13 protein-coding genes are annotated in these 16,145 nt (G+C 59.9%); 6 read left to right on the top strand and 7 right to left on the bottom strand.

Annotated features, from left to right (window positions below):
• Window positions 1-54: 54 nt before the first annotated feature.
• The 6 genes from prfB to DW171_RS01265 form a co-directional block, all read right to left on the bottom strand.
• Window positions 55-1,203: a peptide chain release factor 2 gene (gene prfB / locus DW171_RS01240; protein ID WP_118270219.1), complete on the bottom strand. Its 1,149-nt coding sequence runs from the start codon at window positions 1,201-1,203 to the stop codon at window positions 55-57.
• Window positions 1,203-4,010, bottom strand: a complete 2,808-nt coding sequence (secA, locus tag DW171_RS01245; RefSeq protein WP_117802992.1) for a preprotein translocase subunit SecA — start codon at window positions 4,008-4,010, stop codon at window positions 1,203-1,205. The genes prfB and secA overlap by 1 nt, the downstream gene beginning before the upstream one ends.
• Before the next feature lie 308 nt (window positions 4,011-4,318).
• Window positions 4,319-4,744: a 50S ribosomal protein L31 gene (gene rpmE / locus DW171_RS01250; RefSeq protein WP_006235303.1), complete on the bottom strand. Its 426-nt coding sequence runs from the start codon at window positions 4,742-4,744 to the stop codon at window positions 4,319-4,321.
• Window positions 4,745-4,930: 186 nt separating this feature from the next.
• Window positions 4,931-6,613, bottom strand: a complete 1,683-nt coding sequence (locus DW171_RS01255) for an ATP-binding cassette domain-containing protein (RefSeq protein WP_158570992.1) — start codon at window positions 6,611-6,613, stop codon at window positions 4,931-4,933.
• Between the two features lie 279 nt (window positions 6,614-6,892).
• On the bottom strand, window positions 6,893-7,633 hold the full coding sequence (locus DW171_RS01260) for an ATP-binding cassette domain-containing protein (RefSeq protein WP_117769450.1): 741 nt from the start codon (window positions 7,631-7,633) through the stop codon (window positions 6,893-6,895).
• 5 nt (window positions 7,634-7,638) lie between these two features.
• Window positions 7,639-9,861: a hypothetical protein gene (locus tag DW171_RS01265; protein WP_118270221.1), complete on the bottom strand. Its 2,223-nt coding sequence runs from the start codon at window positions 9,859-9,861 to the stop codon at window positions 7,639-7,641.
• 552 nt (window positions 9,862-10,413) lie between these two features.
• Here DW171_RS01265 and DW171_RS01275 point away from each other — a divergent pair.
• The 6 genes from DW171_RS01275 (at window position 10,414) to DW171_RS01300 (ending at window position 15,024) form a co-directional block, all read left to right on the top strand.
• Window positions 10,414-10,926, top strand: coding sequence for a DUF2975 domain-containing protein (locus tag DW171_RS01275; protein ID WP_006235293.1), 513 nt, complete (start codon window positions 10,414-10,416; stop codon window positions 10,924-10,926).
• 9 nt (window positions 10,927-10,935) lie between these two features.
• Window positions 10,936-11,187: a helix-turn-helix transcriptional regulator gene (locus DW171_RS01280; protein WP_006235292.1), complete on the top strand. Its 252-nt coding sequence runs from the start codon at window positions 10,936-10,938 to the stop codon at window positions 11,185-11,187.
• Window positions 11,188-11,205: 18 nt separating this feature from the next.
• The gene (locus DW171_RS01285; RefSeq protein WP_255413379.1) at window positions 11,206-11,913 is read left to right on the top strand and encodes a site-specific integrase; all 708 of its coding nucleotides are present in this window, start codon (window positions 11,206-11,208) and stop codon (window positions 11,911-11,913) included.
• A gap of 397 nt (window positions 11,914-12,310) precedes the next feature.
• The gene (locus DW171_RS01290) at window positions 12,311-12,598 is read left to right on the top strand and encodes an ACT domain-containing protein (RefSeq protein ID WP_006235289.1); all 288 of its coding nucleotides are present in this window, start codon (window positions 12,311-12,313) and stop codon (window positions 12,596-12,598) included.
• A gap of 77 nt (window positions 12,599-12,675) precedes the next feature.
• Window positions 12,676-14,094 carry a citrate synthase gene (locus DW171_RS01295; protein WP_117802988.1) on the top strand — a complete coding sequence of 473 codons (1,419 nt, stop codon included), beginning with the start codon at window positions 12,676-12,678 and terminating at the stop codon, window positions 14,092-14,094.
• An 87-nt stretch (window positions 14,095-14,181) separates the two neighbouring features.
• Entirely contained in the window at window positions 14,182-15,024 is an 843-nt protein-coding gene (locus tag DW171_RS01300) for a Cof-type HAD-IIB family hydrolase (protein WP_117773361.1), read from the top strand.
• Between the two features lie 192 nt (window positions 15,025-15,216).
• On the opposite strand, the gene DW171_RS01305 is transcribed toward DW171_RS01300, so the two are convergent.
• Complete coding sequence (locus DW171_RS01305; protein ID WP_117773363.1) at window positions 15,217-16,011, bottom strand: Cof-type HAD-IIB family hydrolase; 795 nt, start codon at window positions 16,009-16,011, stop codon at window positions 15,217-15,219.
• Window positions 16,012-16,145: the final 134 nt, after the last annotated feature.

The raw sequence follows: 16,145 nt of genomic DNA on the forward strand, positions 1-16,145 counted from the left end.
ATACAAACCCGTCCAACCGTTGGGCTTAGCATCGGCTTGAAGCCGCCCGATGTTTTAGATCTCCGAGCCTTCTGCATCGGCGTTGCCGGTGGCCCAGCGATGATAGCCAATAACAAACGGGTCCAGGTCGCCATCGTCAAGAACTGCCTCGACGTTGCTGGTCTCCACGCCCGTACGCAGGTCCTTAACCATCTGGTACGGGTAGAGCACGTAGCTGCGGATCTGGTTGCCAAAACCAATCGTGGTCTTGGGTCCGCGAATCTCGTCCAGGGCCTCGGCACGCTTCTCGAGCTCAATCTCGTACAGGCGAGCCTTGAGGATCTGCATGCACGCGGCCTTGTTCTGGATCTGGCTGCGCTCGTTTTGGCAGGTAACCACAATGCCGCTGGGGAAATGCGTCACGCGCACGGCGGAGTCGGTGGTGTTTACGCCCTGGCCACCCGGGCCACTTGCGTGGTACACGTCGACGCGGATGTCGTCGGGGTTGATCTCGATATCGATATCGTCGGGCAGCACCGGAATGACCTCGACGCCGGCAAACGTGGTCTGGCGGCGCTTCTTGTCGTCGGTGGGGCTAATGCGCACCAGGCGGTGGACACCGGCCTCGGCGCGAAGCATGCCAAAAGCATCCTTGCCTTCGACGGTAAAGGTCGCGCGATCAATGCCAATGACCTCGGCCGCGGGGCAATCGTTGATGGTGACCTTCCAACCGCGGCGCTGGCAGTACTTCATGTACATCTTAAAGAGCATGAAGGTCCAATCCTGGGCCTCCAAACCACCCTGCCCGGGCTTGATGGTCACAATCGCGTCGCCATGGTCGAACTCCCCGGTAAACCAGCTCGCAAGCTCAAGCTCGTCGATGGCGCGGGCTAGGCGTTCTGCCGTAGCGGCAGCCTCCTCGCGCAATGCGACGGCGTCGGGGTCATCCCCCATCTCCTCGGCAAGCTCCAGCGCAGCGCGGGCATCGGAAAGTTCGCCGCGCGCGGTGTCCACGGCAGCGATATCTTCCTTGGTGCGCGCGATCTCCTCCATCGTGGCGCGAGCGGCATCGGCGTCGTCCCAAAAGCCCGGGGCGACGCTTTTGGCCTCGAGCTCCGTTACGCGGGTGCGCTTCTCGTCCAAATGGAGGTACGACTCAACCTCACCGAGCCGGTCCGCAAACGCGTCCAGCTCGGCGGGCGTTACCTCTAAAGCCTCAGCCATTAACGATTCCTGCCGTGGCAGTACTTGAACTTCTTACCGCTACCGCAAGGGCACGGGTCGTTGCGGCCCACGTTGACGTACGGATCGTCGCTCTCGGACTTGCGGTAGGTCGTCACCTTGCCACCGTTGTTGACGGCAGCCGGTCCGCCTTGGACAGCCGTGCGGGCCTGCACCTGCGCCTGCTTGCGCAGCACCGAGTCGCCGTTGTCACCATCGACCTCGGCAGGACCGGAGAAGTGCGCACCCTCGAGCGCGGGCTCCTCCTTGTGCTCCACGACACGCGGGGCAGCCTTGATCTCGATGCGCAGAACCGTGCGCAGGTAATCCTCGTACATGGTGTCGACGAGTATCTGGAACGCGCCGTAGGCCTCGGTCTTGTACTCGACCAGCGGGTCGCGCTGGCCAAAGCCGCGCAGGCCGATGCCGGTCTTGAGGTAGTCCATCTCCTGCAGGTAGTTCATCCAGCGGGTATCGATGACGCGCAGCATGACCTGGGTGTTGAGCTCGCGCATCAGGTCCTCGCCCAAGCGCTCGGCCTTCATGTTGTAGCACTTCTCTACGTAAGCCAGGACATCGGCAGCCAGAGCCTCATAATCCTCGTCGGGGAACTTCGGCGTATCGATGTGGCCAGTGAGCTCCACAACCCACTTGCGCAGGCCCTCCAGGTCGCGCTCGCCATCGTGACTGTCCTTGGTGCAGAACTCCTGAACGCAGCGGTACACGGTGTCGTGCATGACCTCGGTGATGTGGTCGGTCAGGTCCTTGCCGTCCAGAATCTTATTGCGCTCAGCGTAGATGACCTGGCGCTGCTTGTTCATGACGTCGTCGTACTCAAGAACGCTCTTACGCATGGAGAAGTTGATGCTCTCGACCTTGTGCTGGGCGCTCTCGACAGCCTTGGAGATGATCTTGTGCTGGATGGGCATATCGTCGCCCATGTCAGCCGTGACCATCATCTTGGAGACGCGGTCCATCTTGTCGCCGCCAAACAGACGCATCAGATCGTCCTCGAGCGACAGGTAGAACTGGGTTTCGCCCGGATCGCCCTGACGGCCGGAACGGCCGCGCAGCTGATTGTCGATACGGCGGGATTCATGACGCTCGGTGCCGATGACGGTCAGGCCGCCGGCGGCAAGAACGCGCTCACGCTCGGCCTTGCAAGTCTCCTTGGCCTCGGCGTTAAACTGCTCGAGCTGCTCGGGCGTTACGTCCTCCATGGTCAGGCCCTCGTACTCCAGGCGCTCGCGCACCAGCTCGTCGGGGTTACCGCCCAGCAAGATGTCGGTACCGCGGCCGGCCATGTTGGTAGCGATGGTCACGGCGCCATAGCGACCAGCCTGGGCAACGATATGGGCCTCGCGCTCGTGGTGCTTGGCGTTGAGGACCTCGTGCGCGATACCGCGCTTCGTGAGGGCGGCGGACAGCTTCTCGGAGCTCTCGATGGAGACGGTACCCACCAGGACCGGCTGGCCCTTAGCGTGACGACGCTCAACGTCGTCGGCAACGGCGTTGTACTTAGCCTGAATGGTGCGGTAGACCAGGTCCTCGTGGTCCACGCGCTGCACGGGCTTGTTGGAGGGGATTACCTCGACGGGCAGCTTGTAGATCTCGCGGAACTCGGCGTCCTCGGTGAGTGCCGTACCGGTCATACCGGAGAGCTTGTCATACAGGCGGAAGTAGTTCTGCAGGGTGATGGTCGCCAGCGTCTGGTTCTCCTCGCGCACGAGCACGCCCTCTTTGGCCTCGATGGCCTGGTGCAGGCCCTCGGAGTAACGGCGGCCTTCCATAATGCGGCCGGTGAACTCGTCGACGATCTTGACCTCGCCGTTGGTGACCACATACTGCTTGTCGCGGTGGAACATGTACTGGGCCTTCAGCGCCTGCTGCAGGTGGTTGACCAGCTGGCCGGAGAGATCGGCATAGATGTCATCGATACCCAGGCGGCGCTCGATCTTCTTAAGACCGCGCTCGGTGGCAGCGATGGTGTGCTTGGCCTCGTCCATGACGTAGTCGCCCGTGGGTTCAACGTCCTCGGTGGCGGTAAGCATGTCGTGCGACACGTCCTCGCCGCGCTCAAGGCCACGCACGGCACGCGCGAAGTCCTTGTAGGTACTGGCGGACTTGGTGCCAGCGCCCGAGATGATCAGCGGGGTGCGAGCCTCATCGATCAGGATGGAGTCAACCTCGTCGACGATGGCGTAGTTGTGGCCGCGCTGCACGCGCTGCTCGGGACGGGTAACCATGTTGTCGCGCAGGTAATCAAAGCCGAACTCGGAGTTGGTGCCGTAGGTGACGTCGGCCTGGTAGGCCGGGCGCTTGAGCTCGAGCGGCATGTTGTTCTGGAGCAGACCGACAGTCATGCCCAGGTACTTATAGATGCGGCCCATCCACTCGGAGTCGCGCTTGGCAAGGTAATCATTGACAGTAACGACGTGCACGCCCTTGCCGGCAATAGCGTTGAGATAGCCAGCCAACGTGGAGACGAGGGTCTTACCTTCGCCGGTCTTCATCTCGGCGATGTGGCCCTCGTGCAGTGCCATGGCGCCAATGAGCTGCACGTCAAAGTGGCGCATACCCATGGTGCGCTTGGAAGCCTCACGCACGGTGGCAAAGGCCTCGGGGAGCATGTCGTCAAGCGACTCGCCGTTGGCGTAACGCTCGCGGAACTTATCGGTCTGGCCGCGGAGTTCCTCCTCGGTCATCTTCTCAAACTGGGGCTCAAGACCGTTGATCTGGTCGACGATCTTGTAGTAGCGCTTAAGGTCCTTATCGGATCCAAAGGACAGCAGCTTTGACATGAATCCCATGTGGTTTTCCTTTTTGGCCATCGCCCACGCCGTGCAGCTGCGGGCGAGTTAAACACAGATGATTGTACTTTAGCCAAACAAGGCGCGGCCTATACGGTCGACCTCGACCGCCACGTAATAACTATGACCAACCTGCCACAATGGGACAGGTTTATTTTGGCAAGTTTTATCTGAGCAAACGCCGTCTCTCTGCCATTTGGTGCCACGGGGACAGGTCAGCTTGCACCAATAAAAAGAAAAGGGCCGCGCACCCAAATTGATGCACGGCCCTCATGCCATGAATGCGAGCGATTCTCTCGGCGAGCTATTTACTCAGCAGCCTCGGTGGTCTCGGCCTCGGCAGCGGCCTCCTCGACGGGAGCCTCTGCAGGAGCCTCGGCGGCCTGCTTGGCAGCCTCCTCGGCAAACTTAGCGGCACGCTTAGCCTTCTCGGCAGCCTTAGCCTCAGCGGCGGCCTTGCGAGCAGCCTCGGCCTCAGCAGCCTTGGCGGCCTTGGCAGCCTTGGCCTCCTCAGCCTTCTTGAGCTGGGCGGCAGCGGCGCCACCGAACTTGTCGGCGAAACGCTGGACGCGTCCACCGGTGTCGACGAACTTCTGCTGGCCGGTGTAGAACGGGTGGCACTCGTTGCAAAGCTCGACCTTCATCTCGGACACGGTAGCGTGCGTCTTGAAGGTGTTGCCGCAGGAGCACGTCACCGTGCACTCGACATACTGGGGATGGATACCCTGCTTCATGGTAGGACTCCTTATTGGTCAGGCGCTGGTTACCGATCAGCGCATAAGGCGTCTTGGTTTCCGACCAAGACAACAAACTCGGCTATGGTACCACGGCGCCGCGTGTCCCACAAAAGGTTCACGGTCTTTTCGGCACAACACGAGCTGGACCTTAAATATCAACTTCATCCGAACACTCCCCCACATTCATCTCTCGTATGTATCGAGGTATTCCTGCTTGAGCGTCTGCGAGGACGACTTGATCTTTTCCACGAGCGTGCCGGCCTCGATGAAGTAGAACGAGTCGGTGAGGTCTGCCAGGTCGTCGAGCAGATGGCTTGAAATGAGCACGCTTCGTCCCCGCGCCACCTCGCTGCGCATCGCGTCGCAGGAGGTTTTCCGTTTTCCCGGATCGAGGCCGTTCAGCGGTTCATCGAGGATGAGGTACGGGCAATCGGTCGCTATCGCCATGGCAAGCTTTACCTGCTGCTTCATTCCTGTCGAGAGTTTACGGGTCGGCTTGTCGAGATATGGGGAGATTCCGAGTGAGTCGCAGAGCGAGTCGATGTCGGCGGCCGATTTCCACGCCTCCCTAACGAAAGCAAGGTGCTCGATGGCCGATAGCGTGGGATAGAGATCCGCGCTGCCCGAAGAGCTCAGGTAGACGAGTTCTGCAAATTCGGCTGATCGACGTTGGCAGATTCCGTCTGCCGCCAGGCTTCCCGAGCGGATGCGGGTGGGAAATTGGCCCGACAGCGCTTCAAGAAGGGTGGTTTTCCCCGAGCCGTTGGGAGCAACGAGGCCCGCCGCCGTTCCCGGGCTCAGGAAAAGCGACCCGATTGAAAGTATCGTCGTGCTCCCGTATCCCACGCTCGCGTCCAGAAGCTCGAGCCCATGGTGCTTTTTCGCGGGTCCGGGCTGTTTGGGGGAACGTGTCGCAACGGCGCCGACCGCAAAAAGGACCGCGACGTATGCCAGGGCCACGGCAAGCATCGATGCGCTGCCTGAACCGGAGCCAATGAATTCTGTCGGGAAGCATCCTACGTAGCCCGTTGCCTCGATAGGCGAGAACACGGCCAGCGGCAGGAGCCCGAGCACGGCATTATGCTCCAGCGCCGAATCGGACAGCAACGGGAATGCCGGGGCCGCGACAAGCAGCGCTGAGGTAAGGGGGCCCGCGAGGACGCGCCTCGTTGCGGTCGATAGGACGGCGGAGCAAACGGATATCAAGGTTCCGCCCGCAAGCAGCGCGAGAAGCAGGGTCGTGAAGACGTTTCCCGCGGTCGTGGTGGCAAGCGCGCCGTCATGGAAGAAGGCGATCGGGTACCCAATTTGCCCGAAGCCGTTTAGGACCAAGGCGTAAATGCCCCCGGGTGCGAGGCCGGCGAGGAGCATCGCGGTCCCCGCGACGATTATCGAAAACACGATCTGGATAAGGCGCCGGAATTTGGGCGCGGGCGCCTTCGCCGCCAGGGTCGCAGGCCTTGTGGCCCCGAGCAGGAGTATCGACGAGAGAAGGAAGGGGATGAAGGGAAGGAAAGACGGCGCCGTGGCAATGGCGTAAGGCAGGAAGGAAAGGAATGGCAGGTCGTTTGCGGAGGCCGGGATATCCGTGATGCCGGAGCTGCTCAGGGCACGGCAATATGCGAGCGCCGCGTCATTGGTCTCTCGGTCTCCCACGATGGACCCGGATTGGAAGCCTTCGCCCATGAGCGCGTAGTAGCTCTCGGCAGAATCGAGAAAGGCGGCGTCGGTTTGAGCGGCAAGGGCGGCGTTCGCGTATCTTGCAAGCTCCGCGTCAGCTTGCTGCTCTGGCGATAGGTCTGTGCCGCTGGCCTGGGGCGCGCGCGTATTGAATGCGTCGACAAAGCCCTGCATGCCCTGCTTCATAAAGAAGGGCCCGTAGATGGGTGAATTGAACGCAATGGGGACGGAAAAGGCTGCAGCGAGAACGAGCGTACAAATCCATGCGGCCCTGTCTCTTAGGATCAGTTTGAGAAGAAGTCGACAGTACATTCAGAAGCACCTACGTTCCTCAAAGAATCGTTAGATTAAAAGTAACAGACCGGATGAAGATACGTGCGACGGGGGCGAGGCGAATGGCTGAGCGGTATCGATATGCGGGTTTAACGGTATTATATTGACCACATAGATTTTTAACTTGCATTTCTACCCGCCCTTTTCGTAGAGTCGCCGATACGTGCTTAGCGCACCCTCGGCGCGTCCGGCAGGCTTTGCGAAATGGGATCCAGGAGACTTCGGCGCAGCATCATCTTGCGGAATGCTTCTAATGAGCCTCCCATCCTTCAAAAACAGAATCTCATCGCACAGCCTATCGACCGAATCCAAGATGTGGGATGACATGATGATGCACGTACCAGAATCGGCCAGCTTCCTGAGAATCTCGGAATGCAAGTCCACCCTGCTGGGGTCGAGCGCGTTCATGGGCTCATCTAATAGAAGGTACCGCGCGCCCGTCGCATACGCAATCGCCAGGGTAAGCTGCTGCTTCATGCCCTGGCTCAGAGTGCGGATCCTCATCTTCGCGAACTCGCCTATCTGCGTTTGTTCCACTATCTCTTCGATATCGCGAGCATGCGGCCACATATCGCAAACCATCTTGAGGTGATCTTCCGCACGCAATCCGGGATACAGCAGCGTCCCCTCACCAGGTGCATAGAAGATCATAGAACGGACCTCTCTCGCACCCGTACCCTGCACCTCATCCAGAACGATGCTCCCGTCCACGCGAGGACCCGGCAAACCTGCCATCGCACGCAGCAACGTCGTCTTTCCATGCCCGTTCGGAGCGACGAGACCGTAGACCGTACCCGGGGCAAACTCAGCGTTCACCGAATCTACGAGCACCTTCTTTCCATAAGAGATCGTCAGCGTTTGAAGGTCAATCATCGAGATCATCCCCTTTCGATCTTTGGAACACTCAGGCGCACCATCAACGGAGATACGGCGCCCAAGACCACCAGCAGAGCGCCCGATGCGCCGACGACCTCTCCAAAAGGCATCGCGTTCGTCCCTCGCCCAAGGAACCCAATCGTCCCCACCTGGGAAGCGGGATCAAACGAGGCGAATGGAGCCAGCAGCGCGACGCCCATGCCCACGCTTTCGACATGAGCGCTCAACGAACCCAACACCAAGAGAACCGCGCAAACCATTCCGGTGACAACGGGGTTGCGGCTAATCGCTGCTGTCAACGCAGCGACGACGGAAATCACGCCGTATGCCATGACCAGCAACGGAATACTGCACAACACCGCCTCCCCCACCATGGACGTTGTCGAAGCTCCCGCCCGAATGAGAGCGACGGGATACTCCGATCCACCCGCACCGTTCTTAATCACGGACACAACGACAGCGGGAACCATCGACACCAAAAGCAGCACCAAGCCAAGCAGGAGAGCCAGCGCAACAGCCGTCAGAAAACGCACATGCGCTGTTGCGGGGATCTGGAGAACCAGAAGGGAACGACACTGCAGGTGGGTGCACGCGAGCGATGTGACAACCACGGGCAACAGCAAAAATAAGGAGGGAAGCGCTGCCTGGAGATACGAAAGGAGGATTAATGGGGGCATCTTCGTACTTAACTCGTAAACCTTGGGGTCCGGCAAGCTCGCGATCGACTCAAGCAGAAGGGCGCGCGCCTCCGCACGAGAAGGAGTCTCCGGCTCGATTCCGATCGATTGCAGGAGAGTCGCATCTGCCGCGCCCAGCTCACCTCGAGCGCGCTCGTACGTCGCAAGGCTTCGAAACCCCTCCGCAGGCATAGGCGCGTACACGAAACCCGAAAGAGCATCCCGCATGTCTTCCAGGGCCGCTTTGCCCTCGACGTCCATATTCGCAGCGTTCTGCTCTAGATACCGATCTATTGAACGGAGCTCCCCATCCCTATACCGAACAGCGGAAACGTTATCAGCGTCAGGAAACATCTCGACCAGAGCCGGGGCCAGCATCGTCGCCGACATTGCAATCGCGCATACGGCGAGGGTAGGAGAACGCAGGAGCAGTTTCCCCATCGTTCTTACGTATGCAACGGCGGAGGCACAAGCGCTCGAACGAGTTGCCGTTCTCGATGCAGCGAAGGAACCTCTCTCAAGACAAATCGGGGATATCGGGCGCGCGCAGCCGCTCTTTCCAGCAACGCAAAGCAGGCTAATTGCCAGCACCTCGATCCCGATTGCGCATACGAGGGCAATCGCGCCACGCTCGAAGCAAAGTCCAGGCAGATTCACTATCTGCGTTGTCGGGTACGGGCTATAGGCGCCGACGGTCAACTCAGTGTTCGCATACGTAAGGGGATTCAACAGGGCGAACTCACGTAAAGCGATGGATCTTCCGTAATACCCGGGAACCATCGTCACCCCCATCAGGGCACATACGAACACGATTCCAAGCGTAGGGTTATTGGCAATCTTCACGGCAAGGTGAACGACAAGCGAGATGAACGCTGCCACCAAGAATTGCAAGATGGCCGTCTGCGCGAACACCAGCCAAGCCGGTTTGATAACCGGAGTCGCATATTGAATGTAGCCTATCGGATAGAACGGCGAGCCCGGGCCATTCTTCACAAGCGCGGCGATTATCCCTGGAAGATTGATGGCGAGGACGGCAAGCATTGCAAAAACACTCGCCCATACGCTCGATGCAACAAGTCTACCCAGCTCGCCCATCGGTGCCTGGATGATGAGCTTTTCACGTTTGTTAAGACGCGCGGCAAGGAACGAGACGGCAACGGCCGTTGCGACCCATAGCAAGTACTCCTTCGATCCGTCATAATAGGTGTACTCTCCATCCGATATCTGCAGAAACGGAAGTAGGGGAGAGAGCGGTGCCAAGATAAGACGTCCCGCGGCAAGAGGGTACAGAAGCGCGGGCATGCTTGATGAAGAGGTATAGACATCGTCCTCCCCCGCATTCACAAGCGCATCCGCATAGGATGCTGACAATTCCTGCTCAACACGGGTTATTCCCGACTCGAGGTATTCGACCCGTCCGTCGATGCCAGCCGCGCTCCTGAAGACGGGCAGAGCACAAAGAACCATCAACGCAACAACGACAACACAGAGCGACCTGGAGGAGAGAAGCGACCTAAAGATCGCCTTCGAGATTTTGAGCATATTCATCGCCAACCTTAACCTCATCCAGTCGGAACAGAGGGGCCGAACAAAATGCTCGGCCCTTCCTCGCATCTAGTAGGTGCTATAGACAAATTGCCATTTATCAGTTGTGCCAAGAACACCACAGGAGCACATTGCAGCGAGGCGGGATTCCCTATGATGCGCGGATCGGCGATAGCCATTTCGGTAGGAGATCGTCTTGTAAGAGATGTTGAACATCGAGATGCTGTGCCCGCTTACGCCGCGAGGACAGCTGTAGCTCCAGTAGGTATCGACGACGTCGTCCGTATACCCGAGGGGCTCAACGAGGGCACACTGGCTGCTCTCCTGGGAAGGAGGCATCGGGGTATCCGCAAAAGCGGGGGCTCCCGGCAGCAACAGACAAAGAGCGAGGCCGAGGAAAACCAAGAGCTTACACGACTTAACAGTACTGAACATAATCCTCTCCAATCTAGAGGGGTTTCGGTTGCAGCATGCTGTGATTACTTGCCGGCAAAGTCAATTTAACATAAACTGTTAAAAAGTAACCTGAGTCTTTTAAATTCCTCGGAGGTTATTATGAGTTCCGACAATCGTACTCCCCGGCTTCATTCCTTCCGCATCGCATGTGCGATAGCCTCTGCGACCCTTTGCGCCACCGCCATCGCACAAGTGGCGTTCTCCTTAAAGCCAGCAATCGAAGTGCTCGACAACCCTGTAATTGCAGACTCCCCCGCGTATCCAGCCCTTGCGATCTCGACATTGGTCCCTGCCGTCATCGGTATCGCTACGACCATCCTCAGCGCCGTTCTCGTGTGGACGATCAAGAGCGGAGACCCCTTCAAGAAAGGGTCTGCGACATGCTTGAAGGTGCTCGGCATTCTCTTCGTTGTTCAAGCTGCCACCAGCCTCTACGCCGGCTCACTCAAAACCTCCGTTTCGATGTTTGGCGGCGAGGGGGCCGTCGGCGCCCAAGAGATCGCTTCATCATTCGATTGGACCTCTCTGGTTCTCGGCATCGTCCTGTTCATGCTTTCCCAGCTCTTCTTGTACGCCCGAGAGCTGTACCTCGACTCCGACGAGATTGCGTAAGGAAACGCCATGCCCGTAATTGTTCGCCTCGACAAGATCATGGCCGAGCGAAAGATTTCCTCGAACGAACTTGCCGAAAGGATTGGAACCACGCCCGTGAACCTGTCCCGTATTAAAAAAGGGCATATTCGCGGCATTCGCTTCAACACACTCGAGCAGCTATGCCTCGCCCTTCGTTGCCAACCCGGAGACCTTCTCGAAGTCATGAGCGAAGAGGATGCCCGAAAGGAGTTCGGACTCGATTGGTCCGCCGAGGATTAGAGGGCGGTCGTACTCGCCCTGCACACGGGGATGCGAATCGGCGAGGTCTGCGGCCTTCGGTGGTGCGATGTGGATTTCGAGACGGGCCTGATCTCGATCAGACACTCGGTGGCGTACGCGAAGGGAATGGGTTCGTTCATCAAGGACACCAAGACCCATGACGCTAGGGGTATCCTCATCGACCCGGTCGGCCTACTCCCCTTCCTGAAGGAGACCCACGAGATCGACTGCGGAAAGCTGCGCTTGCGCGGCCTTACCGGGGCGGTCGAGATCGGGGACTGCTACATCCTGTCGGAGCCGGGCGCGACCTTCGCGACGACAAGCTATATCCGCAGGGCGTTCAAGACGTTCTCGGAGACCAACGGCCTCATGGGCACCAACGACGAGCTGATCACGTTCCACGGCCTTCGCCACACGTTCGCAACGCAGTGGATCCGCCAAGGCGGCGATATCAAGGCGCTCCAATCGATCCTCGGCCACAAGGACGCCATGGCGACGCTCAACGTCTACGCCGACATCGAGCCCAGCTCCAAAATCCATAACATGCTGCGCGCCACGCCGTGCCTTTGGCGCGGGCACCTCGGGCCGAGGGTCGATCCGGGTCCCATGTTCCAACAGAGGATCCAGGAGTCCATCGAGACGCTCCAGGCGTTCGGCTACGGCATCACCGAGCCGGACGACCGAAATATCGCCATACGCGACGTGGAGACGAACAGTTGGCTCTAGCTCACCGAGTACGCGGCAGTGCTGGGCCCATCCCAACTGAGGTCACGGTGGTCCGATAGGGGCGCCGCCCGCGGCATGCGCCGCGGAGCGGTATCCCCTACCGAAGGGCGGGGATGCCCTCCGCTTCCAGTTCGAAATCAGCCGTCGGAGGCGTTCGGCTGACTGCGGGAACGGCCTGTCCGCTCAATGTGTTCGGCTGAGATCGGAAATCAACCCAACACGAGCCGGACACGCGCCAGACGGCTCTTCCCCGTGCGGCCTTCCCCCTTACGCTCATGTTGCAGGCATGTAACGCCGCAGCGAGCGCACCTCTTTTGGCGCCAGACAGGTACAATGATGAACACTGTACCGTAGCGGAGCGCCCCGCGCGCGCCGCAACCACGCGAAAGGGTTTCCCATGGCCGAGATCTCGTCCTCCCGTATCGTCATCACCGTCCTTGGCAAGAACCGCCCCGGCATCGTCGCCGGCGTCACCCGTGTCCTGGGCGAGGCCAACGTCGACATCCGCGACATCACGCAGTCCATTATCGAGGACATCTTCACCATGACCATGCTGGCCGATACCGCCGAGTCCAAGCTCGACTTCGCTGAGCTGCAGAAGGCCCTGGCCGAGGCCGGCGAGCTTTCGGGCGTCAACGTGTCCATCCAGCGCGAGGACGTCTTTAACTTTATGTACCGCCTGTAGCGAGCAGGCCGCTGGGGATAGCCTGACACGCGCATGCCCATGCAGGCCACCCCGATGCGGCCCGGAGAGGAGCGCGCATGGCCTACGACGCCAAGAAAATCTATTACCGCTTCGATGACCACTTGAGCCGACTGGTTCTGGATTACGAAGCAAGCCGCCAGATTTCGTCTGAGAGCGAAAGCCTCTACCACGGCCTGCCGACCGACCCTTATGACGAGGGCCTGTTTGTCGAGCACAATGTCAAGCGCGGCCTACGCAATGCCGACGGCTCGGGCGTGGTCGCGGGTCTCACTCGTATCTCGGATGTGCACGGCTACAACAAGGTCGACGGAAAGGTCGTGCCCGATCAGGGCAAGCTCACGCTTCGCGGCTACAGCATCGAGGATCTGGTCAACAATGCCCAGGCCGAGAATCGCTATGGCTACGAGGAAGTCGCCTATCTGCTTATCACGGGTTCGCTGCCCAACAAGGAAGAGCTCGACGGCTTTTGCGAGCGCCTGGGCGCCTTTAGACATCTGAGCGACGAGTACGTTAAAGAGTTCCCTATGACCACGGTATCGTCGAGCATCATGAACGTGCTCCAGCGCGCCGTACTGCTGCTCTACGCCTTCGATGCCGAACCAGACGTGATCACGCCCGAGCACGAAATCGACGTCGCCATTTCCATGCTCGCACGTCTCCCGCGCATCGCCGCCTTCGCACACATGGCCTCGGTCGCCAAGCTTCGCGGCTCCGAGGTTCACGTGCCGCACCCTACGCCCGGTCTCTCCACCGCCGAGACCATCCTACAGGTCCTGCGCGGCGGCATGGCGTTCACCCGCGATGAGGCGATGCTGCTCGACGTTATGCTCATGCTGCATGCCGAGCACGGCGGCGGCAACAACTCCACCTTCGCTTGCCGCGTGCTGTCGTCTTCGGCCACCGACCCGTATTCCGCCTACGCCGCGGCTATCGGCTCGCTCAAGGGCCCGCGCCACGGTGGTGCCAATGCCAAGGTCGTGTCTATGCACGAGGACATCCGCGCGCATGTCTCCAACTGGGAGGACGAGGACGAAGTCGCGGCCTACCTGGGCAAGATCCTCGACAAGCAGGCCTTCGACGGCACGGGCCTCATCTACGGCATGGGCCACGCCGTCTATACGCTCAGCGACCCGCGCGCCGAGGTCTGCCGTCGTTACGCGCGCTCGCTGGCAGCCAAGAAGGACTTGGGCGAAGAGTTCGCACTCATCGAGCGCATCGAGCGCCTGGCACCCCAGGTCATGCGCGACCACGGCATGACCAAGCCCATCTGCGCCAACATCGACCTGTACACAGGCTTTATCTACAAGATGCTCGGCGTGCCCGAGACGCTTTTTACGCCGTTATTCGCCGTCGCCCGCATGGCCGGCTGGTCGGCACACCGCATGGAAGAGCTCTTCTGCGCGCACCGTATTATTCGCCCGGCCTATCGTCCGGTGATCGAGCCGCTGGAGTACAAGCCGATCGCCGACCGCTAGGACGCGGACCGTTATAGAACTCGAGCGTGGCCAGGGCATCACCGCCCTCGGCCACGCTTTTTATGCCAGTAGAAAGGGCTGCATCGAATGATTGTTTTTTCCGATATGGATGGAACACTGTTGACGAGCGACAAGCAGATGGGCGACGCCACCTGGGCGATGCTCGACGAGCTCGCACGTCGCAGCATTGAGTTTGTACCGTGCACGGGGCGTCCGCTGTCGGGCGTCTTTGAGCCCATCCTCGCCCATCCTGCCGTGCACTACGCGGTCTGCGCCAATGGCGCCAGCGTCTGGCAGCTCGACGACGATGTGCCCAACGATGCCTCGCGCGCCACGCGCATTTTGAGCCGTCCGCTCGATCGCGGCATTGCCCATCGCGTCCATCGCATCGCCGCCGGCCACGATGTGACCTTCGATATCTTCGCGGATGGGCAGTGCTTCCTCCCCCGCTCGCTTTACGGGCGCCTGGATGAGTTCTGCGGCGGTGACCCCCACATCGCGGCTTCGCTCAAGCGCACACGAACACCGATCGACATGGATATCGACAGTAAGATCGACGGGGTCGAGACGCTCGAACGCATCGCCATGTACTGGCACGACCCGGCCGATCGCGACGCCATCGCGGCTGAGCTCGACACGCTCGGAGGCATTGAGGTCACGCGTTCTTACGCCATGAATATCGAGGTCATGGGTGAGGGCGCCACCAAGGGAACGGCCCTCACGTGGCTATGCGAGCACCTGGGCGAGCGTCTCGTCGACGCCTGGGCGTTCGGCGACAACATCAACGACATCCCCATGCTGCAGGCAGCGGGCCACGGCATGGCCATGATCAACGCCGAGCCCGAGGACCGCGACGCCGCCGACGCCATCACCGAGTTCGACAACGACCACGACGGCGTCGCCCGCACCATCATGGCTGCCCTCGCCTAGCAGCAGCAACCCGGCAGGGCAGCTAATTTGGGACGGGGCTATTTTAGCTGCCCGCTTGTGTGGGGTAGCTAAAATAGCCCCGTCCCAAATTAGCTGCCCCAGTCACAGTAGTCGTTGGGGACACTCTTCGCGAAAAAGCTGCAAGGACTGTCCCCAGCTGCCGGCAGAAAAGGAACGTCCCCAACTGCCGGATTAGGCGAGGCTCTCCAGAACGTGGCGGAGCTCCTGCTGGACGGCGTGGTCGCGGTTACAACCCACCACGCGATCGGCCACCGCCTTAAGCGCGGGGCGCGCGTTTTCCATCGCGCAGCCCGTGCCGACAAAGCGAATGATCTCGTAGTCGTTCATCGAGTCGCCAAACGCTATGACCTCGTCGCGATCAATGCCGTAATGCTCCGCGAGCTGCGCGATACCCGAGGCCTTCGATACACCAGGCTGCATGGCATCGATCCACGCGTTGCCCGAAGGCGCAAAAGTAAAGAGCTGACCAAGTTCGCGCTGTAGCACGTACGCACTGTCCATAACCGCACTGTCGTCGCAAAAGATACTCGCTTTGATGATATTTACGCTGGGATCGGGCAGCTCCCAAATACGCTCGGCATTGGGAAGGTCCTTATCGACCTCACGCACGAACTTGCACTCGTCATCGAGCAGGAAGGACTTGGTTCGGTCAAAGAGCGCAAGATGCAGATTGGGAAACGTCCTGACGGCTTGGGCGAGCCTTCGAATCGCCAGGTGGGAATACACCTCACGGTCTACCATCTTACCGTCGGCGTAGACTTGGGCGCCGTTAGCGGCGACAAAGTCCATCTTGTCGCGAACGGGCGCAAAGAACTCGCACAGGCGATCGTAGCGACGACCTGACGATGCGGCGAAATGCACGCCATGCTCGTGTAGCGCCAGAATCAGTTCGTAGGTCTCGGGAGGCACCTGGCCGTTTTCGTCAAGCAGTGTGCCGTCCATATCGGATGCAATCAGTTTAAACATAGAAAAGCTCCCTTCGGGCTTAGTAGTGAAAACAGATGTATATCTGAAAACACCGTACCCAAAGGGAGCTCGAATAAGACCCCGTAGTTATAAACGTTACATGGACCTAGCAAATAGCTCACGCGCGCCAGAGG

This window comes from Collinsella sp. AM15-2 (genome assembly GCF_003471985.1).
Taxonomy (GTDB): domain Bacteria; phylum Actinomycetota; class Coriobacteriia; order Coriobacteriales; family Coriobacteriaceae; genus Collinsella.